Raw genomic sequence first — 23,280 nt, forward strand, 5'->3', positions numbered from 1 at the left:
CGCACGCGGCGCTACCCCGTGACCCGCCCCGGCCCCAGCCGGTCCGCGCTCGACAGGATCGCCGCCGCCAGGGCTTCGGCCGCCGGGGCGGGGTCGGGGGTGCCCAGCAGGGCGAACTCCACGCCGCCCAGCTCGGGGAGGCCGGCACGGTCCGGGACGCGGACCAGGCCCGGCGGGATCAGGCCCCGGGTGTGGGCCATCACGCCCAGACCGGCGCGGGCCGCCGCGACCAGGCCGCTCAGCGAGCCGCTCGTACACGCGATGCGCCAGGACCTGCCCTCCCGTTCCAGGGCCTCCAGGGCCCGCGCCCGGGTGATGCCCGGCGGCGGGAAGACGATCAGCGGCACCGGGCGGTCCGGGTCGACGTGGACGCCCTCGGCGCCGATCCACACCATCCGGTCGCGCCACACGAGCCGGCCGCGTTCGTCCCCCGGGCCGCGCCGCTTGGCCAGCACGAGGTCGAGCCGGCCCGCGTCCAGCCGCTCGTGCAGGGTGCCGGACAGCTCCACGGACAGCTCCAGGTCCACCTCGGGGTGCTCGTGGCGGAAGGCCTCCAGGATCTCCGGCAGCCGGGTCAGCACGAAGTCCTCCGAGGCCCCGAACCGCAGCCTGCCACGCAGCCGGGGCCCCGCGAAGAAGGCCGCCGCCCGCTCGTGGGCCTGGAGGATGGTGCGGGCGAAGCCCAGCAGCGCCTCGCCGTCCTCGGTGACCCGCACGCTGTGGGTGTCCCGGCTGAACAGCAGCCGCCCGGTGGCGTCCTCCAGCCGCCGCACGTGCTGGCTCACCGTCGACTGCCGCAGCCCGAGCCGCCGCGCGGCCTGCGTGAAGCTCAGGGTCTGGGCCACCGTGAGGAAGGTGCGCAGCTGGACGGGGTCGTACACCGCGTCGGTCATGGGCGCCAGGATAGTCCGGTCATCGTGATCCGTGATGGCAGTCAGAGTGGTGTACGGGTTTCCCGATGACCCGGTGGCGGGGGACGATGGGAGCGCCGCACGCGGACCGGCTGCACGCGGACCGGCTGCACGCGGACCGGCCGTACGCGGACCGGCCGTACGCGGACCGGCCGTACGCGGACCGGCCGTACGCGGCACACCGCGTGCAGGACGGCCGGACACGGCACGCCTCGTGCAGACCGGCCGTACCCGGACCGCCCGCCCCGCCCCCGCCCCCCGTCCCCCATCCCCCGTAGGTGCGCCCCATGCCCCGCCCCCGGATGCCCGCCCGGCTCCCGCTGGACCCGTACGTCCTCGCCCTCGTCGGCACGGTGGGCCTGGCGGCCCTGCTGCCCGCCCGGGGCGCCGTCGCCGGGGTCGCGGACGGTGCCGCGACCGCTGCGGTGGCGCTGCTGTTCTTCCTCTACGGGGCCCGGCTGTCCACCCGCGAGGCGCTCGACGGGCTGCGCCACTGGCGGCTGCACCTGGCGGTGCTGCTCTGCACCTTCGCCCTGTTCCCGCTCCTCGGCCTCGCCGCCCGCGGGCTCGTCCCGCACGTGCTCACCCCGCAGCTCTACGACGGGTTCCTCTTCCTCTGCCTGGTCCCGTCCACCATCCAGTCGTCGATCGCGTTCACCTCGATCGCCCGCGGCAACGTCCCCGCCGCGATCTGCGCGGGCTCCTTCTCCAGCCTCGCGGGCATCTTCCTCACCCCGCTGCTGGCAGCCGCGCTGCTCGGCTCGGCCGGGGGCGGCTTCTCCCTCGACTCCCTGCTGAAGATCGTCGTCCAGCTGCTGCTGCCCTTCCTCGCGGGGCAGTTCCTGCGCCGCTGGGTGGGCGGGTTCCTCACCCGGCACAAGAAGGTGCTGGGTTACGTCGACCGCGGCTCGATCCTGCTCGTCGTCTACGCCGCGTTCAGCGCCGGCATGGCGGCCGGCATCTGGCACCAGGTCGGCATCGGCCGCCTGGGCGCGCTGCTGCTCGCCGAAGCCGTGCTGCTCGCCGTGATGCTGACGGTCACGTGGTACGGGGCCCGGCGCCTCGGTTTCGGCCGGGCGGACCGGATCGCCATCCAGTTCGCCGGGTCGAAGAAGAGCCTGGCTGCCGGACTCCCCATGGCCAGCGTGCTGTTCGGGGCCCACGCGAGCCTCGCCGTGCTGCCGCTGATGCTGTTCCACCAGATGCAGCTGATGGTCTGTGCCGTGCTGGCCCGCCGCCGCGCCGATGACCCGGTGACGGGAACCCGGGAAGAGGCGGACGGGTCGGACGGGTCGGGCGGGTCGGCCGGGTCGGGCGGGTCGGCCGGGTCGGCCGGGCAGGGTGAGCCGGGAGAGCAACTCCCCGGCGGCCGTGTGGCGGAGGTCTCAGCCGGCGCCCAACAGCCCTGAGTCCTGGGCGGATACCGTTGCCGCGGTGACCTCGATACGACCCACCGCGTCCGGTGTCCGGCCCGCCACCCCCGGGTTCCGGCCCCTCGCGTCGTCCCGCCCCTGCACCCTCGTCGTCTGCCGCGGCTGCTGCTGCGGGGACCCCCGCAAGAACCCGGGCTCCGACCACGAGGGGCAGCTGGCCCGGCTGCGGGCGGCCGCCGAGGCCTCGGGCGGCGCGCTGGCCGTACGTACCAGCGACTGCCTCGGGCCCTGCGCGCAGGCGAACGTGATCGTGGTCCAGCCCTCGTCGGAGGCGCGGCGCCGCGGCGCCAAGGCGGCCTGGATCGGCTTCGCGCTGGACGACGACGTCACCGAGGACGTACTGGCCTGGGCCGCGGCCGGGGGCCCGGGACGGGCGCCGGTCCCGCCGGCGCTGGAGCTCCAGATGATCGAACCCCCGGCCCCGGAGCCGGCCCCCGCCCGCGAGACCCGCGGCCGGCGCCGCCGGCGCTGACGGGGGCAGGGGCGGCGGGCCGGGGCCACGAGCCGGTGGCGCGGGCCGCCGGCGGGGCATGCGTACCTGCCGACCCCGGCCCGAGGGCCCGTCGCCGCGGTCGCTACGCCTCCGCCCCCGTGCGGATGCGCTGCTCGCCGGCGTAGATGTTCATCGATGCCCCGCGCAGGAAGCCGACCAGGGTGAGGCCCGACTCGGCCGCCAGGTCCACCGCCAGCGAGGACGGCGCGGAGACGGCGGCGAGGACCGGTATGCCGGCCATGACGGCCTTCTGCGCCAGCTCGAACGAGGCCCGCCCCGACACCAGCAGCACCGTCCCGGCCAGCGGCAGCAGGCCCTCGCGCAGCGCCCGGCCGACGATCTTGTCGACGGCGTTGTGGCGGCCCACGTCCTCGCGCAGGTCCAGCAGCTCGCCGTCCGGGGAGAAGAGGCCCGCCGCGTGCAGTCCGCCGGTGGTGTCGAAGACCTTCTGTGCCCCGCGCAGCCGGTCCGGCAGCTCGCTGAGCAGCTCCACGCCGACGCGTACGGGGTCGCCGGCCAGTCCCGGGAAGCGGGTCGCCGTACGCACCGCGTCCAGGCTCGCCTTGCCGCACAGGCCGCACGAGGAGGTGGTGTAGACGTTGCGCTCCAGGGAGACGTCCGGGACCGGCACGCCGGGGGCGAGCTTCACGTCCACGACGTTGTACGTGTTGGAGCCGTCCTCGGTGGCGCCGGCGCAGTACACGATCGACCGGACCTCGTCGGCCGCGCCGATCACGCCTTCGCTGACCAGGAAGCCGGCGGCGAGCGCGAAGTCGTCGCCCGGCGTGCGCATGGTGACGGCGAGCGGCTTGCCGTTGAGCCGGATCTCCAGCGGCTCCTCGGCGACCAGGGTGTCCGGCCGGACGCCCGCCACCCCGTTCCGGATCCTGATGACGCGACGGCGTTCGGTGACCCGTCCCATGGCGATCAGCCCACTCCCTCGGCACACGGCGGGGCGGCCCCCGTCGGCCGTCCCGACCCCATTGTCCTGCACGTCAGAGGGGCCCGGCCCCGGGCGGGACTTGTGGAACCTCCACAAGGCTGGGGTCGAATCCTGAGAGGTCACGTGCCCCCATACCCAGCAGTAGCAGGCAAAGCTGGGTAATTCCTGTACGAGGCACGAGGGGGAACCCGCCCATGACGCCCATGACCGGTTCACGAGTGGTAGCGCTGGGGCACTACCAGCCCGCCCGGATCCTCACCAACGAGGACCTGGCCGCCATGGTCGACACGAGCGACGAGTGGATCAGGTCCCGGGTGGGCATCAGGACCCGCCGGATGGCCGGCGACGACGAGCCCGTGGACGCGCTGGCCGCCGAGGCGGGCGCGAAGGCGCTGGCCCAGGCCGGGCTGACGCCGGCGGACGTCGACATGGTCCTGGTCGCCACCTCGACCGCGATCGACCGCTCGCCCAACACGGCCGCCCGGGTCGCCGCCCGGCTCGGCATGGGCTCCCCCGCGGTGATGGACCTCAACGTGGTCTGCGCGGGCTTCACCCACGCCCTGGCCACCGCGGACCACGCCGTCCGCGCCGGGTCGGCGACGCGCGTGCTGGTGATCGGCGCCGACAAGATGACCGGGATCACCGACTGGAACGACCGCACCACGTGCGTGCTGACCGGCGACGGCGCGGGCGCGGCCGTGGTGGAGGCCGTGCCGGAGGGCGAGGCGCCGGGGATCGGCCCGGTGCTGTGGGGCTCGGTGCCCGAGATGGGGCACGCCGTGCGGATCGAGGGCACGCCGCCGGTGTTCGCGCAGGAGGGCCAGTCCGTCTACCGCTGGGCGACCACGCAGCTGCCGCCGCTCGCCCGCAAGGCGTGCGAGAAGGCCGGGACCTCCCCCGAGGAACTGGCCGCGGTCGTGCTGCACCAGGCCAACCTGCGGATCATCGAGCCGCTCGCGGAGCGGATCGGCGCGGTCAACGCGGTGGTGGCCAAGGACGTGGTCGAGTCGGGCAACACCTCCGCGGGCAGCATCCCGATGGCCCTGTCGAAGCTGGTGGAGCGCGGCGAGATCGCGGCCGGCGCGCCGGTGCTGCTGTTCGGCTTCGGCGGCAACCTGAGTTACGCGGGCCAGGTCATCCGCTGTCCGTAGGCGGTCTGCCACCTGGGTCGTACCCGGGTTGGTCCCGCGGTCTGACGTGGCGGGGCGGCCGGGCGCCGAGCATGGAGGGGCACGCACGCCGCCCGAGCCGGAAGGCCCCCCATGAACCGCAGGTCCCTCGCCCTCACCCTCGTGACGACCGTCGCCGGCGTGGGCTTCGGCGCCGCAGTGGCCGTCCCGGCGGCGGCCGACTGGTACCAGAACCGGCACGAGGAGTCCGCGGCGTACGCGAGCGGCGCCGAGGCGAAGCGTGACCGGGGCACGGTGCCGGGCTGGCTGCCTGACGGGGCGAGCGGGGTCCGGTACGCGATGCGGACCACGGGCGGCGACCGGCTGATCAAGGCCACCCTGCCGGGCGGCGCGCTGCCGGAGGGGTGCCGGGCCGTCCCGGACGCCACGACCGGCGCCGCACCCGCGCTGAAGGCGGGCTGGTTCCCGGAGGACGCACGCGGCAGGGCGACCTTCCGCTGCGGCGCGTACTACGCGTACCTGGACGGCGACACCCTGTACGGCTGGCAGCACCACGCCGACTGGGTTACCGAGAACAGGACCCGCGCAGCGAGCTGACCTCCGGATATGCGGGTGAAGAGCACTCCGAACCCCTGCTATTGTTGTCCATGTCGCCGCGGGAAACCGGGGCGCTCACCCGGTCCGGGTGGCGGAATGGCAGACGCGCTAGCTTGAGGTGCTAGTGCCCTTTATCGGGCGTGGGGGTTCAAGTCCCCCCTCGGACACAGAGGTCGACCGACCAGAAAGAGCCGGTCACAGTGACACAGTCACTGTGACCGGCTCTTTCGTTTCCACTGCCGGAGGGGCCCGCGCCCGCTACTTGACGGGGGCGCTGTACGTGGTGCCGAAGCCGTTCTTCGTGAAGTACACCTTGGCCGGGGTGATCCTGCCCTTGATCGTGATGGTGCCGGTGACCTTTTCACCCTTGTAGAGCTCGACGGCCTGGAGGTTGTCCTCGGCTCCGAAGACCTCGGCGGAGTGCTTGGCCCCGCTCGCGTCCGTGACCTCGAAGTAGAGCGGGTTGACGGAGACCTTGTCGTCGGCGTTGTTGACCACGGTGACCCGGATCGCCGTGTAGTCGGCGTTGTCGTGCAGCGCCGTGGGCTTGAACCGGACCTTCTTCGCGGTCAGCGTGACCGGCAGGGTCTCTCCGTTCTCCTTCTCCTTCTCCTTCGCTTGGGCCGGAGCGGTCCCGGCCTGCGACGGGGCAGCAGTAGGCGCTGACGGACCGGCGGAAGCGGTGGCTCGGGCCTTCCTGACGCCGTCCGCGTCGTTCTCGCTCCAGACGCCGACGACCGCCCCGCAGCCGGCCATGAGCACGAGCGCACCGAAGGCGGCACCACAGCCGATGCCGACCTTCGCCCCGGCGCTCATGCCGGGCTTCGGCGGCGGAGGGGGAGGCCAGCCGCCTTGCGGCCCCGGCGGCATTCCGGGCTGCTGCGGCGGGTAGGGCTGCTGATGGCCGTAGGGGCCCTGGTACGGGTGGTGCGGGGGCTGTCCATGTGGCGGGGGTGGAGTGGCCATGCGGGTGCTCCTGTCAGTGGGCTCGCGCGGAGCCCTGTGTCGCCTGGTGACCGCGTCGGTGCCGCCGTCCGGTGACGTCCCGGTCCGGCCGATCTCTTGGGGCCAGGGTGATTACACAGCACTGTGCGTGCGTCCGCCGCCGCTATGCGTAAACCGGGTCGGAGGTGTGCAGCGGCCCCCACCTGCCGCCGTCTGGGCAGATGGAGGGGGCGTACAGGTTCCGTGGAGGTTTGGGGGCGGTGGGGGCGGGGCGCTGACCAGTGGTGATGGGTTCGCCCGGGGGATCTTCCAGCAGGGTCCCGCCCGGGCTTCGGGTGGGGTACCGTCACCGGCGCTGTGCGGAAAGGAGTGTGGTCCCTTGCGCGAGTTCAGCGTCCCGCCGGTGGTCACGGCACCACCCGTCGGCGGGCTGGCCGATGCCGTGTTCGAGCACGCCCTCGACGACCCCGGCCGGGTGGTCCTCGGCCGCAAGGCGGACGGCGAGTGGCGGGACGTCACCTCCGCCGCCTTCCGGGACGAGGTGCTGGCGCTGGCGAAGGGGCTGCTGGCGCAGGGCGTACGGTTCGGCGACCGCGTCGCGATCATGTCGCGGACCCGGTACGAGTGGACGCTGTTCGACTTCGCGCTGTGGGCGGTCGGCGCGCAGCCGGTGCCGGTGTATCCGACCTCGTCCGCGGAGCAGGTGTACTGGATGCTGTTCGACGCCGGGGTGAGCGCCTGCGTGGTCGAGCACGAGGACCAGGCCATGACCGTCGGCTCGGTGGTGGACCGGCTGCCGATGCTGGCGCGGCTGTGGCAGCTGGACGCGGGCGCGCTGGAGGAGCTGTACGCGGCCGGGGCGGCGGTCTCCGAGGACGTGGTGCACCGGCACCGGCGGGCGGTGACCCCCGATTCGGTGGCCACGGTGATCTACACCTCGGGCACGACCGGCCGGCCGAAGGGCTGTGTGCTGACACACGCCAACTTCATGTACGAGGCGGACACGATGGTCGCCCGCTGGGAGCCGGTGTTCCGCTCGAAGCCGGAGGACGAGCCGTCCACGCTCCTCTTCCTGCCGCTGGCCCACGTCTTCGGGCGGATGGTGGAGGTGGCCGCGGTCCGGGCCCGGGTGAAGCTGGGGCACCAGCCGGTGCTGGCGGCCGAGCAGCTGCTGCCGGACCTGGCGGCGTTCCGGCCGACGTTCATCCTCGCGGTGCCCAACGTCTTCGAGCGGGTCTTCGCCGCCGCCCGGCGCAAGGCGGAGACCGAGGGCCGGCTGGGGCCGTTCGACCGGGCCGTGGAGACGGCGGTGCGCTACGCGGAGGCCAGGGAGCTGCGCACGTTCGGCACCGGACCGGGCCCGTCGGCCTCGCTGCGCGTGCAGCACCAGCTGTTCGAGAAGCTGGTGTACGGGAAGGTACGCGAGGCGATGGGCGGCCGGGTGCGGCACGCGATGTCGGGCGGTTCCGCGATGTCCCGGCGGCTGGGCCTGTTCTTCGAGGGGGCGGGGGTGACGGTCTTCGAGGGGTACGGGCTGACGGAGTCCTGCGCGGCGGCGACCGCGAACCCGCCGGGCGGGACCAAGTACGGCACGGTGGGGCCCCCGATCCCGGGCACCGCCGTGCACATCGCGCAGGACGGGGAGGTGTGGCTGTACGGGCGGCACGTGTTCGCGGGCTACCTCAACGACGCCCGGTCGACGGACGCGGTGCTGCGGGACGGCTGGCTGGCGACGGGCGACCTGGGGCGGCTGGACGACGACGGGTACCTGACGATCACCGGGCGGAAGAAGGAGATCCTGGTGACCTCCAACGGCAAGTCCGTCTCCCCCGCGGCACTGGAGGAGCGGGTGCGTTCCCACCCCCTGGTGTCGCAGTGCATCGTGCTGGGCAACGACCGCCCGTACGTCGCCGCGCTGCTCACCCTCGACCCGGAGGGGGTCGCGCACTGGCTGGCGATGCGGGGCCGGCAGGCGATGGGGCCGGCGGAGCTGGTGCGGGACGAGGCACTGACAGCCGAGGTGCGGCGGGCGGTGGTGGCGGCGAACACGCTGGTCTCGCGGGCGGAGGGGATCCGGACGTTCCGGGTGCTGGCCGAGCCGTTCACGGAGGAGGGCGGGCTGCTGACGCCCTCGCTGAAGCTAAAGCGGCGGGCGATCGAGAAGGCGTACGCGTCCGAGGTGGCCGCGCTCTACCAGGAGTGAGGGGGCGTCGCCCGGGGCTCTCCGTCCGACCCGCATCACAATCTGATGGATCGTCAATTCATGCTCGCGCATTTATTGACGGTTCATCAGGTCGCACACAGAATGCGGGGATTCCGACGGAGGGACCTCATTCATGTTGCGACCGATCCGCACCCTCGCCGTGGCCGCGGCGGCCCTCGCGCTCGCTTCCGTGTCCGCCTGCAACTCCGCCTCCAACGCACCCTCCGGGGACGACGGGAAGAAGCCCGGCGCCGTCCGCGGGGTCACCGCGGACGCCATCACCGTGGGCGGCATCGTCTCGATGACCACCGCGAGCGGCTACAGCAAGAAGGACACCGACCTCGGCGCGCGCGCCCGCTACCTGCGCGCCAACGAGGAGGGCGGCGTCAACGGCCGCAGGATCGACTACCTGGGCGCCGAGGACGACGGCCAGGACCCCGGCAAGAACACCGCCGCCGCGCGCAAGCTCGTGCAGCAGGACAAGGTCTTCGCGGTCGCCCCGATGAGCTCGGTCACCTTCTCCGGCGCGGACTTCCTCCAGCAGTCGAAGGTCCCGGTCTTCGGCTGGGGCACCACCCCCGCCTTCTGCGGCCCCTCCTACATCTACGGCTTCAACGGCTGTCTCGTCCCCATGCCCGGCGGCACCCTCAACCAGACCTGGCCGGAGGGCATCAAGCAGGTCCTCGGCGGCGGCGCCGGCAAGTCCGTGGCGATCATCGCCAACGACAGCGACGCCGGGAAGTTCGGCATCCGCACCTTCGGCCGCGGCTTCGCGGCCGCCGGCTTCAAGGTCGCGTACGCCAAGCCGTCGGTGCCCGCCGCCTCCGTGCCTACGGACTGGTCGGCGTACACCAAGGAGATCCTGCGCAGCAACGACGGCAAGGCGCCGGACGCGGTGGTCTCCGTGATGCAGACGCCCAACAACATCGGCCTGTTCACCGCCCTCAAGCGCAGCGGCTACCGCGGGGTGCTCACCGACCCCACGGACTACGACCCGGGCCTGCTCGCCAAGGACGCGACCCGGATGGCGCTGGACGGCGTGCACGTGCTGCTGCAGTTCCAGCCGTTCGAGGCCGACGACGCGAACATGGCGCAGTTCAAGGCCGACATCAGGAAGGCGGCCGGCGGCAAGGACGTGCCGCTTAGCATGCACATGCTCACCGGCTACATGAGTGCCGACCTCTTCCTGGCCATCGCGAAGAAGGCCGGCAAGGACCTGACACCGGAGTCCTTCCAGGCCGCCGCCAAGGGCTTCTCCGACACCGGGACGCTGGTGGGCGACCGGGCCGAGCCCAAGGGCCAGAAGGAGAGCTTCGGGTGCGGGGCGCTCGTACAGCTGAAGGACGGCAAGTACCACGTGTCCGTCCCCTTCACGTGCCACCCGCCGATCCCCTTCTCGTAGGCCCGCCGCCATGGGGGATCTGCTGGGCTTCGTCCTGAGCGGTCTGGTCTCGGGCGCGCTGTACGCCCTGCTGGCCACCGGCCTGGTGCTGTCGTACTCCGCGTCCGGGCTGTTCAACTTCGCGCACGGCGCCACCGCCTACCTGTGCGCGCTGGTCTTCCACGAGCTGCACTCGGGCCTGGGCTGGCCGGCGGTCCCCGCCGCCCTGCTGGTGGTGGGCGTGCTGGCCCCGGGGCTCGGGTGGGCGCTGGACCGGCTGATGTTCCGCAAGCTCGCGCGGGTGGGCGAGACCGCGCAGCTGGTGGCCACCATCGGCCTGCTGGTGGCGCTGCCGGCCGCCGGACTGTGGGCGGTGGAGCTGCTGGCGGAGGCGGGGGCGGACGTGGTGCCCGCCGAGAACCAGTTCGGGCTGCCGGGCGTGGGGCCCAGCCCCGCGGAGTCCTGGCAGTTGATGGACGGGGTCGGGGTGGACTCCGACCAGCTGATCACCTGGGTGGTGACCGCGCTGGTCGCGGTGGGCCTGTGGGTGCTGCTGCGGCACACCCGGCTGGGGCTCCTGCTGCGGGCGGCCGTGGACAACCGCACCCTCACCGAGCTGCGCGGGATCAGCGCCGACCGGCTCTCCTCGGTCGCGTGGATGCTGGCGTCGGGGCTCGCGGGACTGGCCGGGGTGCTGGCGACCCCGCTGCTGGGGCTGTCGGCCCACGACTACACGCTGTTCCTGTTCGTCTCGGCGACGGCCGCGGTGCTGGGGCGGTTCGCCTCGGTGCCGGTGGCCTTCGCGGGCGGGCTCGGGCTGGGGGTGCTGCAGAACCTGGTCGCCGGGTACGCGTCGTTCGCCGAGGGGATCACCGGGTTCCGCACCGCGGTGCCGTTCCTGATCCTCTTCGCCGGACTGCTGGTGCTGACCCGGCGGCAGCGGACCGCCGGCACCGCGGCCGCCGCCGACGCGCCGCCGCCGGACCACCTGGCGGGCGCCCCCTGGGCGCGGCGCTGGGGACCCTGGACGGGGGCCGCGGTGCTGGTGGCCGTCGCCCTGTACACGGTCACCACACCGTTCTGGAGCGGGCTGCTGGCGCAGGGGCTGGCGCTGGCGCTGGTGTTCATGTCGTTCACGGTGGTGACCGGCCTGGGGGCGATGGTGTCCCTCGCGCAGGCCACGTTCGTCACGGGGGCGGCGCTGGTCGCGGGGCTGCTGATGAGCCACGGGTGGCCGTTCGTGGCCGCCGCGCTGGTGGGGACCTGCGTGGCCGCGGCGCTGGGGGCGCTGGTGGCCCTGCCCGCGCTGCGGCTGGGCGGGCGGTCGCTGGCGCTGGCCACCCTGGCGCTGGCCTTCCTGGCCGACCAGGTGCTGTTCCAGCTGCGCTGGCTGCGGAACGGGGACGCCGGCTGGTCGGTGCCGCGTCCCGTGGCCGGGCCGGTGGACCTGGCGGACGACCGCGCGTTCGGCGTCGCGATGCTGGTGCTGGTGGTGCTGGTGGCATGGGGGCTGACCGCACTGCGGAGTTCGCCGTGGGGGCGGGCGATGCTGGCGGTCCGGTCGGCGCCCGCGGCCGCGATGGCCTCGGGGGTGTCGGTGCTGCGGACGAAGCTGCTGCTGTTCACGGTGTCCGCGGGGCTCGCCGGGTTCGGGGGCGTGCTGTACGCCTCGTACAACACCCGTATCACCGCCACCGACTTCACCGCCATGACGGGGCTGGTCTGGCTGGCCGTCGTGGTGGCCGCGGGGGTGCGGCGGCCGCAGTACGCGGTGGTGGCCGGCCTGGTGTTCGCCCTGGCCCCGCACGTGTTGGAGCAGTGGGTGACCTCGTCCGCGCACCTGCCGGTGATCCTCTTCGGCCTGGCGGGGCTGGCACTGGCCAATGACCCGGACGGATACTGCGCGGCCGTTCCGCTGCGCTTGGCCCGGCGCAGGGGTGCGGGTCCCGTGCCGGGAGCTTCGGCTCCGGCTCCCGTGCCGGGCGCTGCCGTGCCGGTTCCCGTGCCCGGCGCTGCGGTGCCGGGGCAGGTGCGGGCCGAGGGGGCGGGCGCCGAGGCGGAGGTCTCCCCTACCCGCCCCTCCCCGAAACCGGGGGCGAGCCCCCGGGCCCCCGTCACGGGCGCGGCGGCGGCTGGCGCCGCGCCGTTCCGCGCCCCAGAGGGGGTGCGCGTCGCGGGCCCGGGCTCGGGTGGCGCAGGCCCGGACGCGAGCGCCGGGGAAGCGGGGGCGGCGAGCGCCCGGAAAGCCGGGGCAGCAGGCACCGGGAAAGCCGGGGCACCAGACGCCCGGAAAGCCGGGCTCGCGGGCACTGGGAAAGCTGCGGCAGCAGACGCCCGGAAAGCCGGGGCGGCGGGCGCCGGGGACAGCTCCGTGGCCGCGCTGGAGTTGCGGGGGGTGCGGGCCGGGTACGACGGCGGTGAGGTGTTGCGCGGGGTGGACCTCGCGGTGCGGCCCGGGGAGATCGTCGCCGTGCTGGGTCCCAACGGGGCCGGGAAGAGCACCGCCTGCCGCGTCGCCGCCGGTCTGCTGCGCGTCACCGCCGGCTCCGTGCACGCCGCCGGGCACGAGGTCACCTCGCACGGGCCGGTGCGCCGCGCCCGCGACGGGGTGCTGCTGGCACCGGAGGGGCGCGGGGTGTTCCCCGCCCTCACGGTCGAGGAGAACCTTGCCCTGCGGCTGGCGGACCCCGCCGAACGGGACGCGGTGTACGGCCGGTTCCCGCGCCTGCGCGAGCGGCGCCGCACTCCCGCGGGCTCCCTCTCGGGCGGCGAGCAGCAGCTGCTGGCCCTCGCACCGCTGCTCCAGCGCCCGCCCCGGGTGCTGGTCGCCGACGAGCCGTCGCTGGGCCTGGCGCCCCGCGTGGTCGACGACGTGTACGCCCTGCTCGGCGAGTTGCGGGCGGCGGGCACGGCCCTGCTACTGGTCGAGGAGAAGGCGGCCGAGATCCTCGGCATCGCCGACACCGTCGCGTACCTGGCCGACGGCCGGGTGGCCTGGTGCGGGCCGCGCGCCGAGGTCGAGGCGGACCGGCTCACCGAGGCCTACCTGGGGGTGCGCGGATGACCGGGTACGTGCTGACCGCAGAGGCCGTGGGGGTCCGCTTCGGCGGGGTGCGCGCCCTCGACGGGGTCTCGCTGGGCCTGCGCGCCGGGGAGGTGTGCGGGCTGATCGGACCGAACGGCGCGGGCAAGACCACCCTGTTCGACGTGCTGTCCGGGATACGCCGGCCCGACGCGGGCTCGGTACGGCTGGCCGGCGCCGACATCACCCGCCGCTCCCCGGTGTGGCGGGCCCGGCACGGGATGCGCCGCACGTTCCAGCGGCAGCAGCTGTTCGGGCAGCTGAGCGTCACCGACAACCTGATGGTCGCCCAGGAGTGGCGCGGCGGCCGGGGCCGGGCCCTGGCCCGGGAGCGCCGGGAGCGGGCCGCGGCGGTGCTGGACGGCTGCGGGATCGGGGCGCTCGGGGACACGTACGCCGGGGCGCTGCCCGTGGGGCGGGCCCGGATGGCGGAGCTGGCCCGTGCGGTGGCGGACCCGCCGCGGGTGCTGCTGCTCGACGAGCCGGCCTCCGGCATGTCGGCACCGGAGCGGGCGCAACTGGCCTCCGTGGTGCGGGACCTGGCGGCGCGGGAGGGGTGCGCGGTGCTGCTGGTCGAGCACAACGTGGCCTTCGTGATGGAGCTGTGCGCCCGGGTGGTGGTGCTGGACCTGGGGACGGTGCTGGCGGAGGGCACACCGGCGCAAGTGCGGGATGACGCGGCGGTGCGGGAGGCGTATCTGGGGAGGTGAGGGGGCACCTACCGCCGGGGGAAAGTGCTTGAGGCGTCGTGCCAGGCCGGTCCGGAGCCAGGCCCGCGCCTGAGGTGGCCGAAGGCCAGGCCGAAGCCTCCACCCACCCGACGGAGCGATACCAGCACCCGATACCTCCATGGCCCGCACCCCGCCCCCGGGCCACTCCCCCTTGGCAGGGCCCGGCCGGTCGTGTGGTGTGTGGGGGAGGTGCTTGAGGCGTCGTGGCAGGCTGGACCGGAGGCAGGCCCGGGCCTGGGGTGGCCGAAGGCCAGGGCGAAGCCCCAAAGCCCCAGGGGTGGGCCTGCCGCAGGGCCTGCAGGCCACGACGCGTCAAGCACCGAGGGGACCCACACACCACACGACCCACCACCGAAGCTCCGGCGGGCCGGCGGAACGCACGGGCACCGGCGCCGGGTCCCCCTCAAACCGCAGGTCCCCTCAGCCCCCCGGCCGCCTCAAACCCCAGCCCCCCTCAAACCCCAAGCCCCATCAAACCCCAGCCCCCCTCAAACCCCAGGCCGCGTCCGCGGCACCGACACCGTCACCCGCAGCCCATGCGGCGGGTTCGTCTCGTAGGCCAGGGAGCCGCCTCCCGCGGCGAGCAGCGCCCGGGAGATGGCGAGGCCCAGGCCGGACCCCTTGATGTTCTGGTGCCGGCCGCTGCGCCAGAAGCGGTCGCCCACCCGCACCAGCTCCTCCTCCGTGAGGCCCGGCCCGCGGTCGGCCACCACCACGGTCGCCGCGCGCCCCTCGGCGGCCACCGAGACCGTGACCTCCTCACCGGCGGGCGTGAACTTGAGGGCGTTGTCGATGACCGCGTCGAGCGCGCTGGACAGCGCGATGGGGTCGGCCCAGGCGGTCACGGCACCGCGGCCGACCTCGGTCAGGCGTACGCCCTTCTCCTCGGCCAGCGGCCGCCAGGCGGCCACCCGCTCGGCGGCCAGCTCGCCGATGTCGACGACGGAGATCTCGGCCGAGGCGTGCTCGGCCAGGGCCAGGTCCAGCAGGTCGTCCAGCACCTGCGCGAGCCGCTTGCCCTCGGTGCGCACGGAGGCGATCTCCTCGTTGCCCTCGGGCAGTTCGAGGGCGAGCAGCTCGATGCGCAGCAGCAGCGCTGCCAGCGGGTTGCGCAGCTGGTGGGAGGCGTCGGCCACGAACGCGCGCTGCTGTTCCAGCACTTCCTCGACGTTGTCGGCCATCTCGTTGAAGGACCGGGCGAGCCGCCGCAGTTCGGGCGGTCCGCCGGAGGCGGCCACCCGGGAGTTGAGGCGGCCGGTGGCGATGTCGTGGGTGGCGGCGTCGAGGATCCGTACGGGCCTGAGCACCCAGCTGGTCAGCCGGAGGGCGGCACCGAAGGCCACCAGCATGGCGGCGGCGAGGCCGGCGCCGATCACCAGCCAGCCCGCCAGGATCCGGGAGCGCATCTGGCCGGTGGGCGAGTCGGTGACGACCACGGCGACGACGTCCCCGTCGAGGACGACCGGGGAGGCGACGACCAGCCGGCCGTTGTGCTGCCAGGGCCAGACCTGGGCCGGGTCGTGGCTGCGCCGGCCGGCCAGCGCCTCCTCGAAGGCGCGCCGCCCCTCACCCGTCTCGGGCAGGGCCCACCAGCCGGGGGCGCGGGCCATGGCGTTGTCGTCCCGGTAGAAGACGCCGACCCGGATGTCGTAGAGGTCGTAGTAGCGGGCGAGTTCCATCTGGAGCGTCTCGCGGCGCTCGTCGGCGCCCTCGGAGCCGGAGTCGGCCGAGTCGCTGACGAACTGCGCGAGCGCGGCGAAGCGCACCGTGTCGTCGATCCGGTCGACGACCACCCGCTGCTGCCGGGCGGCGGCGAGGCTGGCCCCGAGGGGGAAGCCGAGCGCGATGAGGATGCCCGCCATGAGGACGACGAGCAGGGGAAGGAGCCGGGTGCGCATGGGGTACGGCCGGTCAGGGGGCGGCCGCCGGGGCGACCAGGCGGTACCCGACGCCGCGGACGGTCTCGATCAGCGCCGGCATGCCGAGCTTGGACCGCAGGGAGGCGACGTGCACCTCCAGCGTGCGGCCGGTCCCCTCCCAGCTGGTGCGCCAGACCTCGCTGATGATCTGCTCGCGGCGGAACACCACGCCGGGCCGCTGGGCGAGCAGCGCCAGCAGGTCGAACTCCTTGCGGGTCAGGGGTACGTCGGCACCGGCCACGGTGACGCGGCGGGTCTCCAGCTCGACGGCGACCTGGCCCAGCCGGACCACGTTCCCGCCGGAGGCCGCCTCCCCGGAGGCACCCGCGCGGCGCCGCGCGACGGCGTGGATGCGGGCGAGGAGCTCGCCGGTGTCGTAGGGCTTGACGACGTAGTCGTCCGCACCGAGGTTCAGGCCGTGGATGCGGGAGCGTACGTCGGACCGCGCGGTGACCATGATCACCGGGATGGAGGTGCGCTTGCGGATCTTGCCGCACACCTCGTAGCCGTCCTGGTCGGGCAGCCCGAGGTCGAGGAGCACTACGCCGAACGGCGGCGCCCCGGCGGGCAGCAGCGCCTGGAGGGCCTCCTCACCGTTCCGGGCGTGCGTGACCTGGAAGCCGTGCCGGGCCAGGATCGCGGACAGGGCCGCGGCGACGTGGTCGTCGTCCTCGACGAGCAGCAGTCTCATGGGTCCCCCTTTCCGGATCGCGGGCCGGTCGCGCGCAGGTGAATGGTCAGGGTCGCGCACGTGGCCACCATGCATCCACGCCCATGGAGACGCCCACGTCAAGAGGGTTCCGGCCCGGCGCGCCTTCCGTTATGCACCCGGTACGAGTACAACGACGCCCTTCACGCACTGTGTCCGGGTGAAGCCTTATCGTTATGCTCAATTTCCGCTCAGATGTGATGACGCTGCGCTCACCGGCTCATTAATGTCCTTGCAACCGAGGAGGACGGAGCAAGAGCCCGATGAGCGGAGTATCAGTGACCAAGGGCCCCGAGGACACGGCCCCGGCCGGCGAGGACCTGGTCGTACTGAGCAACGTCAACAAGCACTTCGGCGCGCTGCACGTGCTCCAGGACATCAACCTGAGCATCGCCCGCGGTGAGGTCGTCGTCGTGATCGGCCCGTCCGGTTCCGGCAAGTCGACGCTGTGCCGGACGATCAACCGCCTGGAGACCATCGACTCCGGCACCATCACCATCGACGGCAAGGACCTGCCGTCGGAGGGCCGCGAGCTCGCGCGCCTCCGGTCCGACGTGGGCATGGTCTTCCAGTCGTTCAACCTCTTCGCGCACAAGACGGTGCTCGAGAACGTGATGCTGGGCCAGATCAAGGTCCGCAAGACGGGGAAGGCGGAGGCCGAGCGCAAGGCCCGCGCCCTGCTCGACCGCGTGGGCGTCGGCACGCAGGCGGAGAAGTACCCCGCCCAGCTGTCCGGCGGCCAGCAGCAGCGCGTCGCGATCGCCCGGGCCCTCGCGATGGACCCGAAGGTCATGCTGTTCGACGAGCCCACGTCGGCGCTCGACCCGGAGATGATCAACGAGGTGCTGGAGGTCATGCAGCAGCTCGCCCAGGAGGGCATGACGATGGTCGTCGTCACGCACGAGATGGGCTTCGCCCGCTCCGCGGCCAACCGGGTGGTCTTCATGGCCGACGGGAAGATCGTCGAAGAGGCGACGCCCGACCAGTTCTTCAACAACCCGCGCAGCGATCGTGCCAAGGACTTCCTGTCGAAGATCCTGCACCACTGACCGGTCCCGGTCTGGTCTGGTACTGATCCGGTCAGCAGTATTCGTCAACGTCAACCACGTCTCATCCGAGGGAAGTTCACCATGAAGGTTTCCAAGGTCGGCGCCGCTGCCGCGGCCGTCGTAGCCCTCGCCCTGACCGCGACCGCCTGCGGCGGCGACAGCGACAAGGGCGACGGCGGCTCCGGCGACAAGGTCGTCGTCGGCATCAAGTTCGACCAGCCCGGCATCGGCCTGAAGACCGCGGACGGCAAGTTCACCGGCTTCGACGTGGACGTGGCCAAGTACGTCGCGAAGAAGCTCGGCTACGACGAGAAGAACATCGAGTTCAAGCAGGCGCCCAGCGCCCAGCGCGAGACGATGATCCAGAACGGCGACGTGAAGTTCGTCGTCGCGAGCTACTCGATCAACGACAAGCGCAAGGCCAAGGTCGACTTCGCGGGCCCGTACTTCCTGGCCCACCAGGACCTGCTGGTCCGCGCCGACGACAACTCGATCACCAAGGCCGAGGACCTCAACAAGAAGAAGCTCTGCTCGGTCACCGGCTCGACCTCCGCGCAGAACGTCAAGGAGAAGCTGGCCCCCGAGGCCGACCTCAAGCAGGTCGGCGGCTACTCGGAGTGCATCACCGGCCTGGAGAACAAGTCCGTCGACGCGCTCACCACGGACAACTCCATCCTCGCCGGCTACGCCGCGCAGCCGGACCACGCCGGCAAGTTCAAGCTCCTGGGCCTGACCCTGAGCGACGAGAACTACGGCATCGGTCTGAAGAAGGGCGACAAGGAGCTCCAGACCAAGATCAACCAGGCGCTCAAGGACATGGTCGCGGACGGCTCCTGGCAGAAGTTCGTGACGGCCAACTTCGGCCCGGCGAACTACAAGAACGAGCCGGCCCCGCAGGTCACCGAGGGCAGCTGAGCCACTGACGGGGCCCGCCGCCGGCCTGCCACCGGCGGCGTGCCCCACCAGCCATCCTGAGGAGAGCGCAGGGCAACGACGTGTTCGATTTTCTAGACAATCCGCAGTACGACCTGCTCGGCGCCTTCTGGGTGACGGTGCAGCTCACCCTCTGGTCGGCGGCGGGCTCCCTGATCTGGGGAACCATGCTGGCCGCCATGCGGGTCAGCCCCGTCCCGCTGATGCGGTCCTTCGGCACCGCGTACGTCAATCTGGTCCGCAACACCCCGCTGACGCTGATCATCATCGGCTGCTCGCTCGGCCTGGGCGACACCCTCGGCGTCACGCTGGGCGGTGACACCTTCGAGCAGAAGGGCTTCCGCCTCGCGATCCTGGGCTTCATCGCGTACACGGGCACCTTCGTGTGCGAGGCGCTGCGCTCCGGCATCAACACCGTGCCGCCCGGCCAGGCCGAGGCCGCCCGCGCGCTGGGCCTGAGCTTCACCCAGGTCATCCGGCTGATCGTGCTGCCGCAGGCCTTCCGCGCGGTCATCACGCCCCTCGCCAACGTCCTGATCGCGCTCACCAAGAACACCACGGTGGCGGCCGCGATCGGCGTCGCCGAGGCGGCCACGCTGATGAAGACCATGCTCGAGAACGAATCCGACGCGATCCTGGCCGTCTTCGCGGTCTTCGCCTTCGGGTTCATCGTGCTGACCCTCCCGACCGGTCTGTTCCTCGGCTGGGTGGCCAAGCGGATGGCGGTGAAGCGATGAGCTCCGTGCTGTACGACACCCCGGGCCCCAGGGCCAGGCGGCGCAACGTCCTCTACACCATCGCCTTCGGCATCGTCTTCTGCGGCGCCCTGGCGTACGTGATCGCCACGATGGCCGACAAGGGCGAGATGGAGGCCGCCAAGTGGACGCCGTTCGTCGAGGACGGCGACGTCTGGACGACCTTCCTCCTCCCCGGCCTCGGCGAGACCCTCAAGGCGGGGATCCTGGCGATCGTCATCGCCATCCCGCTGGGCGCCCTGCTCGGCATCGGGCGGCTCTCCGAGCACCGCTGGATCCGCGTGCCCGTGGGCGCCTGGGTCGAGTTCTTCCGCGCCATCCCGGTGCTGATGCTGATGCTGTTCGCCAGCCAGCTGTACGTCGAGTACACCGCCATCGGCTCCGAGATCCGGCCGCTGTACGCCGTGGTCACCGGCCTCGTGCTGTACAACGCCTCCGTCATCGCGGAGATCGTCAAGGCGGGCATCCTCTCGCTGCCGCACGGCCAGTCCGACGCCGCCAAGGCGCTGGGCATGCGCAAGAGCCAGATCATGCAGTACATCCTGCTGCCGCAGGCCGTCACCGCCATGCTGCCCGCCCTGGTCAGCCAGCTGGTCGTGATCCTCAAGGACACCGCGCTCGGCGGCGCCATCCTCGGCGTCGAGGACCTGATGTCCGCCTACCGCACCATCCCGGCCAACTACGGCTCGAACACCATCGCCACCCTGGTCGTGATCGCGGCCATCTACATCGCGGTGAACTTCGCGCTCACGGCCTTCGCCTCCTGGCTGGAGAAGTGGCTGCGCCGCTCCAAGCGGAGCACCGGGACCACCCTCACCGCCGAGGAGGTCGAGGAGCTCGCGGCCCCGCACGCCGGCGGCAACGACGAGAAGATCTGACCCCGGATCACCCACCCGCGGAGAGAGGTGTGGTGTGGCGGAACGTTCCGCCTCACCACACCTCTCTCCGCATACCTACGTCACTTGACGCAAGCACGCGCAGTGGGTTGCATACGTTCTGTGATCACAAATCGGACGGCCGGGGAGCACGCGTGGACCCGGTGATCGTTGTCGGAGCGGGGCCCGTGGGGCTCTCGCTCGCGCTGGCTCTCGCGGGCCAGGGCGTTCCCTCGGTCCTCCTGGACGAGGGCCCCGGCAAGGACGAGCCGCGTCCCGCCCGTACCGTCGTCCTGCACGCCGACACCGCCGCCATGGTCCGCCGGCTGGGCTGTACGACGCTGCGCGACGAGGCCGCCCGGTGGACCGCCTGGCGCACCGTGCGGCGCCGGCAGGAGCCCGTACGCATCGAGTTCGCGCCCCGGGACGCCGAGTCCGGGACGCCCGCTCCCCTGCACGTGCCGCAGCACGCCCTCGCCCGCGGGCTGCGCGACGCCGCGCACGCGCACCCCCTGGTCCAGGTGGTCGCGGACAGCCGGCTGGACACCGTGGAGCAGGACCCGCACGGCGTCACCGCCCACACCCGCGGGGCGGAAACCACGTGGTGGCGCGGGAGTTACCTGGTGGGCTGCGACGGCGCCCGGTCCACGGTCCGCAAGCTGCTGGGCGTGCGCTTCCCCGGCCGTACCGCCGTGGAGCGGCACGCGGTGGCCGCGCTGCGCACCGAACTCCCCTGGCCCGACGAGGCGCTGCTGCACCGGTCGCCCCCGGAGGAGGTCACCGCCCGCCCGCTGCCCGACGGGGTGTGGCGGCTCGACTGGCTGCTCCCGCCGCGCGGCGACCTCGTCACCCCGGACGTGCTGGTGGGCAGGATCCGCGACACGCTCGCCGAGTGGTGCGGCGGGACGACACCGCCGTACGAGCTCCTCGACACGGGAGTGCACACGCTGCACCACCGGCTGGCCCGGCGCTGGCGGGACGGCCGCGCCTTCCTCGCGGGGGACGCGGCGCACCTGCTGGGCGCCCTCGGCACGCAGGGCGTCGAGGAGGGGCTGCGCGACGCGGAGAACCTCGCCTGGAAGCTGGCGCTGGCCTGGCACCAAGGGGCCTCCGAGACCCTGCTGGACAGCTACCAGAGCGAGCGCCGCACGGCCGTGGCCGCCCGGCTGCGGGCCGCCGACCAGGCGATGCCGGTGCTGCGCTCCTCCGGCGGGCTGCGGGTGCTGCTGCCGGGCGCGGCCCGGGCCCACGCCACGCTGCTGTCCGACGCCCACCTGGGCCGCGGGCCGCTGGGCTCCGCGCCGGGGTACGGGCGTTCGCCGCTGGCCCCGGCGCCCACCGAGGGCGCCGTGCAGACCGCCACCGAGCCGGGCGCGCCGGTGACGGACGTACGGGTGACCGCGCCGGACGGGACGACCGTGCCGCTGCGCGACCGGCTGGGACGCGGGCGGCTGCTCGTGGTGCTCGTGGCTCCGGGCACCGGCGTGTGGGACCGGCGGCACTGGCTGAAGGCCGGTCTGATGCCCCGGCTGGCCGCCGCCGTGAGCGCGCTGCCGACGCGGGCGGAGCTGCTGGTGGCCGAGTCGTACCCGGGCGCGGCGGCGCACACCGTGCTGCTGGTCCGGCCGGACGGGCACCTGGTGGGGGCGTTCTCCGGCGTGCGCCCGGCGGAGCTGTACGAGGCGGCCGAGGCCGTCCGCGGCGGCTCCACCGACCGGTCGGCGTCCGAGGACCCGGTCCCCACGGCGGCCGACGCGGCGAGCTGACCGGAACCCTGCCGGGCGGAGCGGCGGGTGCGGCCGGCCGCCGCACTTGAACGCAGCGGTACGGGGCCGCGCGCGCCGGCCCGCCCGCGTGCCGGGAGCCCGCGCAGCCCCTCCGGCCCTGGTCGGAAGGGGGCGGCGGGCTCCGGGGACGGGCGGGCGCGCCCGGATGCCGGGCGCTGGGCATCCGTATCGTGGTACGTGTCGCGGTGATCGATTGACCGTCCGCTGAGCCCCGTGGTGTACTCCGGGACATGACCGGCACCGATGCACGCCTGTGGCGGAGGGTTCACATGGACCTCCTCCGCTACGCGGGCTGCGTGTGTCGACCCTCCTGCTGATTCGCCTTCCTCCGCGCGCCAGGACGCGCGCTCCCCGCGAACTCCCAGGACGGATGCCCCGTGTCACCCTCCCTCTCCGCGCCCGCGCACACCCGTACCCAGGTCCAGGACGGCCCCACCGCCGCCGAACTCCTCGACTTCGCCCTGCGCACCGCCGCCGACCCCGAGCTCGTCGCCCAGCTCCCCCTCGACCCGGAGGGCCGCACCTGGGTGCGGCTGGAAGGGCCCGGCGGCAGCGAGGCCTGGCTGATCGGCTGGCCGCCCGGCACCGGCACCGGCTGGCACGACCACGCCGAGTCGCGCGGGGCCTTCGCCACCGCCTCCGGACGGCTCACGGAGCACTCCCTCGCGGTGCGGCTGCCCTCGGAGGGCTGGCAGAGCCTGGAGCTCGCCGAGGACGTCGACCGCAGCCGGAGCCTGGCCGAGGGCACCGGCCGGGCGTTCCTGGAGCACCACGTCCACGAGGTGCTCAACGACTCGGAGACCGAGCACGCCGTCTCGGTCCACGCGTACTACCCGCCGCTGCCCCTGATCCGGCGCTACTCGCGCTCCGGCGCCGTGCTGCGCCTGGAGCAGGTCGAGCGCCCGGCGGACTGGCAGTGAGCGCCGCGGGCCGCCCCGGGGGCGGGGAACCCCGGGGCATCGACGCCTACCTGGAGCGGGTGCGCGAGGGACTGGACCGGCTGGACGCCCACGCGGCCCGCGCGGCCGCCGCCGAGGGCGCGCTGCTGGTGGACATCCGCTACCAGGCGCTGCGCGAACGCGACGGGCTGATCCCCGGAGCCCTGGTGGTCGAGCGCAACGAACTGGAGTGGCGCCTCGACCCGGACGGAAGCCACCGGCTGCCCGAGGCCACGGACCACGGGCTGACCGTGATCGTGATCTGCAACGAGGGGTACGCGTCCAGCCTCGCGGCAGCCGAGCTCCAGCGCATCGGCCTCCCCCGCGCCACCGACCTGATCGGCGGCTTCCAGGCGTGGCGGTCGGCCGGACTCCCGGTCGAACGGGGCCACGACCTGGGTCAGGGTCAGGGTCAGGGGCAGGGGCACGACCAAGGCCAGGACCAGGGCCAGGACTGAGGCCAGGA

The 23,280-nt window shown here is 73.4% G+C and carries 21 protein-coding genes and 1 tRNA gene; 17 read left to right on the plus strand and 5 right to left on the minus strand.

Annotation, left to right across the window (positions count from 1 at the left end):
- Positions 1-11: 11 nt before the first annotated feature.
- Positions 12-881: a LysR substrate-binding domain-containing protein gene (locus ACIQUQ_RS23825; protein WP_403979242.1), complete on the minus strand. Its 870-nt coding sequence runs from the start codon at positions 879-881 to the stop codon at positions 12-14.
- A gap of 317 nt (positions 882-1,198) precedes the next feature.
- Between ACIQUQ_RS23825 and ACIQUQ_RS23830 the strand changes: the two genes are divergently transcribed.
- Both ACIQUQ_RS23830 and ACIQUQ_RS23835 read left to right on the plus strand, forming a co-directional pair.
- A complete protein-coding gene (locus tag ACIQUQ_RS23830; protein ID WP_403979150.1) occupies positions 1,199-2,320 on the plus strand; it encodes a bile acid:sodium symporter family protein in 1,122 nt (373 codons plus the stop codon).
- A gap of 34 nt (positions 2,321-2,354) precedes the next feature.
- On the plus strand, positions 2,355-2,816 hold the full coding sequence (locus ACIQUQ_RS23835; protein WP_403979245.1) for a (2Fe-2S) ferredoxin domain-containing protein: 462 nt from the start codon (positions 2,355-2,357) through the stop codon (positions 2,814-2,816).
- Positions 2,817-2,919: 103 nt separating this feature from the next.
- Here ACIQUQ_RS23835 and fdhD read toward each other — a convergent pair whose 3' ends face one another.
- Positions 2,920-3,759 carry a formate dehydrogenase accessory sulfurtransferase FdhD gene (fdhD, locus tag ACIQUQ_RS23840; protein ID WP_403979152.1) on the minus strand — a complete coding sequence of 280 codons (840 nt, stop codon included), beginning with the start codon at positions 3,757-3,759 and terminating at the stop codon, positions 2,920-2,922.
- Between the two features lie 224 nt (positions 3,760-3,983).
- Between fdhD and ACIQUQ_RS23845 the strand changes: the two genes are divergently transcribed.
- The 3 genes from ACIQUQ_RS23845 (at position 3,984) to ACIQUQ_RS23855 (ending at position 5,674) form a co-directional block, all read left to right on the plus strand.
- Positions 3,984-4,931: a beta-ketoacyl-ACP synthase III gene (locus tag ACIQUQ_RS23845; RefSeq protein ID WP_403979155.1), complete on the plus strand. Its 948-nt coding sequence runs from the start codon at positions 3,984-3,986 to the stop codon at positions 4,929-4,931.
- Positions 4,932-5,042: 111 nt separating this feature from the next.
- Positions 5,043-5,507, plus strand: coding sequence for a hypothetical protein (locus ACIQUQ_RS23850; RefSeq protein ID WP_403979157.1), 465 nt, complete (start codon positions 5,043-5,045; stop codon positions 5,505-5,507).
- A gap of 82 nt (positions 5,508-5,589) precedes the next feature.
- Positions 5,590-5,674 (plus strand) — tRNA-Leu (locus ACIQUQ_RS23855).
- A gap of 91 nt (positions 5,675-5,765) precedes the next feature.
- Here the strand turns inward: ACIQUQ_RS23855 and ACIQUQ_RS23860 are convergent.
- Complete coding sequence (locus tag ACIQUQ_RS23860; protein WP_403979160.1) at positions 5,766-6,323, minus strand: DUF4352 domain-containing protein; 558 nt, start codon at positions 6,321-6,323, stop codon at positions 5,766-5,768.
- Positions 6,324-6,831: 508 nt separating this feature from the next.
- On the opposite strand from ACIQUQ_RS23860, the gene ACIQUQ_RS23865 reads away from it, so the two are divergent.
- The 4 genes from ACIQUQ_RS23865 to ACIQUQ_RS23880 all read left to right on the plus strand — a co-directional run bounded on the left by ACIQUQ_RS23865 (position 6,832) and on the right by ACIQUQ_RS23880 (position 13,828).
- A complete protein-coding gene (locus tag ACIQUQ_RS23865; protein WP_403979163.1) occupies positions 6,832-8,655 on the plus strand; it encodes an AMP-dependent synthetase/ligase in 1,824 nt (607 codons plus the stop codon).
- A gap of 133 nt (positions 8,656-8,788) precedes the next feature.
- On the plus strand, positions 8,789-10,057 hold the full coding sequence (locus ACIQUQ_RS23870; RefSeq protein ID WP_403979166.1) for an ABC transporter substrate-binding protein: 1,269 nt from the start codon (positions 8,789-8,791) through the stop codon (positions 10,055-10,057).
- A gap of 10 nt (positions 10,058-10,067) precedes the next feature.
- Positions 10,068-13,100, plus strand: coding sequence for an ATP-binding cassette domain-containing protein (locus ACIQUQ_RS23875; protein ID WP_403979169.1), 3,033 nt, complete (start codon positions 10,068-10,070; stop codon positions 13,098-13,100).
- Positions 13,097-13,828, plus strand: a complete 732-nt coding sequence (locus ACIQUQ_RS23880) for an ABC transporter ATP-binding protein (RefSeq protein ID WP_403979172.1) — start codon at positions 13,097-13,099, stop codon at positions 13,826-13,828. The genes ACIQUQ_RS23875 and ACIQUQ_RS23880 overlap by 4 nt, the downstream gene beginning before the upstream one ends.
- A gap of 509 nt (positions 13,829-14,337) precedes the next feature.
- Here ACIQUQ_RS23880 and ACIQUQ_RS23885 read toward each other — a convergent pair.
- Together ACIQUQ_RS23885 and ACIQUQ_RS23890 are read right to left on the minus strand one after the other, a co-directional pair.
- A complete protein-coding gene (locus tag ACIQUQ_RS23885) occupies positions 14,338-15,747 on the minus strand; it encodes an ATP-binding protein (protein WP_403979175.1) in 1,410 nt (469 codons plus the stop codon).
- Positions 15,748-15,760: 13 nt separating this feature from the next.
- Complete coding sequence (locus tag ACIQUQ_RS23890) at positions 15,761-16,459, minus strand: response regulator transcription factor (protein WP_403979178.1); 699 nt, start codon at positions 16,457-16,459, stop codon at positions 15,761-15,763.
- Positions 16,460-16,740: 281 nt separating this feature from the next.
- Between ACIQUQ_RS23890 and ACIQUQ_RS23895 the strand changes: the two genes are divergently transcribed.
- From ACIQUQ_RS23895 to ACIQUQ_RS23930, 8 genes are all read left to right on the plus strand, one after another.
- A complete protein-coding gene (locus ACIQUQ_RS23895) occupies positions 16,741-17,526 on the plus strand; it encodes an amino acid ABC transporter ATP-binding protein (protein ID WP_403979181.1) in 786 nt (261 codons plus the stop codon).
- Between the two features lie 81 nt (positions 17,527-17,607).
- Entirely contained in the window at positions 17,608-18,441 is an 834-nt protein-coding gene (locus tag ACIQUQ_RS23900; RefSeq protein WP_403979184.1) for a glutamate ABC transporter substrate-binding protein, read from the plus strand.
- Positions 18,442-18,521: 80 nt separating this feature from the next.
- Positions 18,522-19,196 (plus strand): amino acid ABC transporter permease, encoded by a 675-nt coding sequence (locus ACIQUQ_RS23905; RefSeq protein ID WP_403979187.1) that lies wholly within the window; start codon positions 18,522-18,524, stop codon positions 19,194-19,196.
- A complete protein-coding gene (locus tag ACIQUQ_RS23910) occupies positions 19,193-20,092 on the plus strand; it encodes an amino acid ABC transporter permease (protein ID WP_403979190.1) in 900 nt (299 codons plus the stop codon). Before ACIQUQ_RS23905 ends, ACIQUQ_RS23910 begins: the two co-directional genes overlap by 4 nt.
- A gap of 152 nt (positions 20,093-20,244) precedes the next feature.
- Entirely contained in the window at positions 20,245-21,855 is a 1,611-nt protein-coding gene (locus ACIQUQ_RS23915) for an FAD-dependent monooxygenase (protein WP_403979194.1), read from the plus strand.
- A gap of 251 nt (positions 21,856-22,106) precedes the next feature.
- Positions 22,107-22,193 carry a putative leader peptide gene (locus ACIQUQ_RS23920; protein ID WP_403665578.1) on the plus strand — a complete coding sequence of 29 codons (87 nt, stop codon included), beginning with the start codon at positions 22,107-22,109 and terminating at the stop codon, positions 22,191-22,193.
- A gap of 60 nt (positions 22,194-22,253) precedes the next feature.
- Positions 22,254-22,796 (plus strand): cysteine dioxygenase, encoded by a 543-nt coding sequence (locus tag ACIQUQ_RS23925; RefSeq protein WP_403979196.1) that lies wholly within the window; start codon positions 22,254-22,256, stop codon positions 22,794-22,796.
- Positions 22,787-23,272, plus strand: a complete 486-nt coding sequence (locus tag ACIQUQ_RS23930) for a rhodanese-like domain-containing protein (RefSeq protein WP_403979247.1) — start codon at positions 22,787-22,789, stop codon at positions 23,270-23,272. The genes ACIQUQ_RS23925 and ACIQUQ_RS23930 overlap by 10 nt, the downstream gene beginning before the upstream one ends.
- Positions 23,273-23,280 lie beyond the last annotated feature (8 nt).

It is taken from the genome of Streptomyces sp. NPDC101118, from assembly GCF_044759445.1.
Lineage (GTDB): Bacteria > Actinomycetota > Actinomycetes > Streptomycetales > Streptomycetaceae > Streptomyces.

Coding starts and splice junctions, on each gene's coding strand:
- fdhD (WP_403979152.1), bottom strand. CDS start 3,759: ATGGGACGGGTCACCGAACGCCGTCGCGTCATCAGGATCCGGAACGGG.
- ACIQUQ_RS23880 (WP_403979172.1), top strand. CDS start 13,097: ATGACCGGGTACGTGCTGACCGCAGAGGCCGTGGGGGTCCGCTTCGGC.
- ACIQUQ_RS23860 (WP_403979160.1), bottom strand. CDS start 6,323: ATGAGCGCCGGGGCGAAGGTCGGCATCGGCTGTGGTGCCGCCTTCGGT.
- ACIQUQ_RS23920 (WP_403665578.1), top strand. CDS start 22,107: ATGACCGGCACCGATGCACGCCTGTGGCGGAGGGTTCACATGGACCTC.
- ACIQUQ_RS23830 (WP_403979150.1), top strand. CDS start 1,199: ATGCCCCGCCCCCGGATGCCCGCCCGGCTCCCGCTGGACCCGTACGTC.
- ACIQUQ_RS23885 (WP_403979175.1), bottom strand. CDS start 15,747: ATGCGCACCCGGCTCCTTCCCCTGCTCGTCGTCCTCATGGCGGGCATC.
- ACIQUQ_RS23890 (WP_403979178.1), bottom strand. CDS start 16,459: ATGAGACTGCTGCTCGTCGAGGACGACGACCACGTCGCCGCGGCCCTG.
- ACIQUQ_RS23910 (WP_403979190.1), top strand. CDS start 19,193: ATGAGCTCCGTGCTGTACGACACCCCGGGCCCCAGGGCCAGGCGGCGC.
- ACIQUQ_RS23900 (WP_403979184.1), top strand. CDS start 17,608: ATGAAGGTTTCCAAGGTCGGCGCCGCTGCCGCGGCCGTCGTAGCCCTC.
- ACIQUQ_RS23850 (WP_403979157.1), top strand. CDS start 5,043: ATGAACCGCAGGTCCCTCGCCCTCACCCTCGTGACGACCGTCGCCGGC.
- ACIQUQ_RS23895 (WP_403979181.1), top strand. CDS start 16,741: ATGAGCGGAGTATCAGTGACCAAGGGCCCCGAGGACACGGCCCCGGCC.
- ACIQUQ_RS23875 (WP_403979169.1), top strand. CDS start 10,068: ATGGGGGATCTGCTGGGCTTCGTCCTGAGCGGTCTGGTCTCGGGCGCG.
- ACIQUQ_RS23870 (WP_403979166.1), top strand. CDS start 8,789: ATGTTGCGACCGATCCGCACCCTCGCCGTGGCCGCGGCGGCCCTCGCG.
- ACIQUQ_RS23845 (WP_403979155.1), top strand. CDS start 3,984: ATGACCGGTTCACGAGTGGTAGCGCTGGGGCACTACCAGCCCGCCCGG.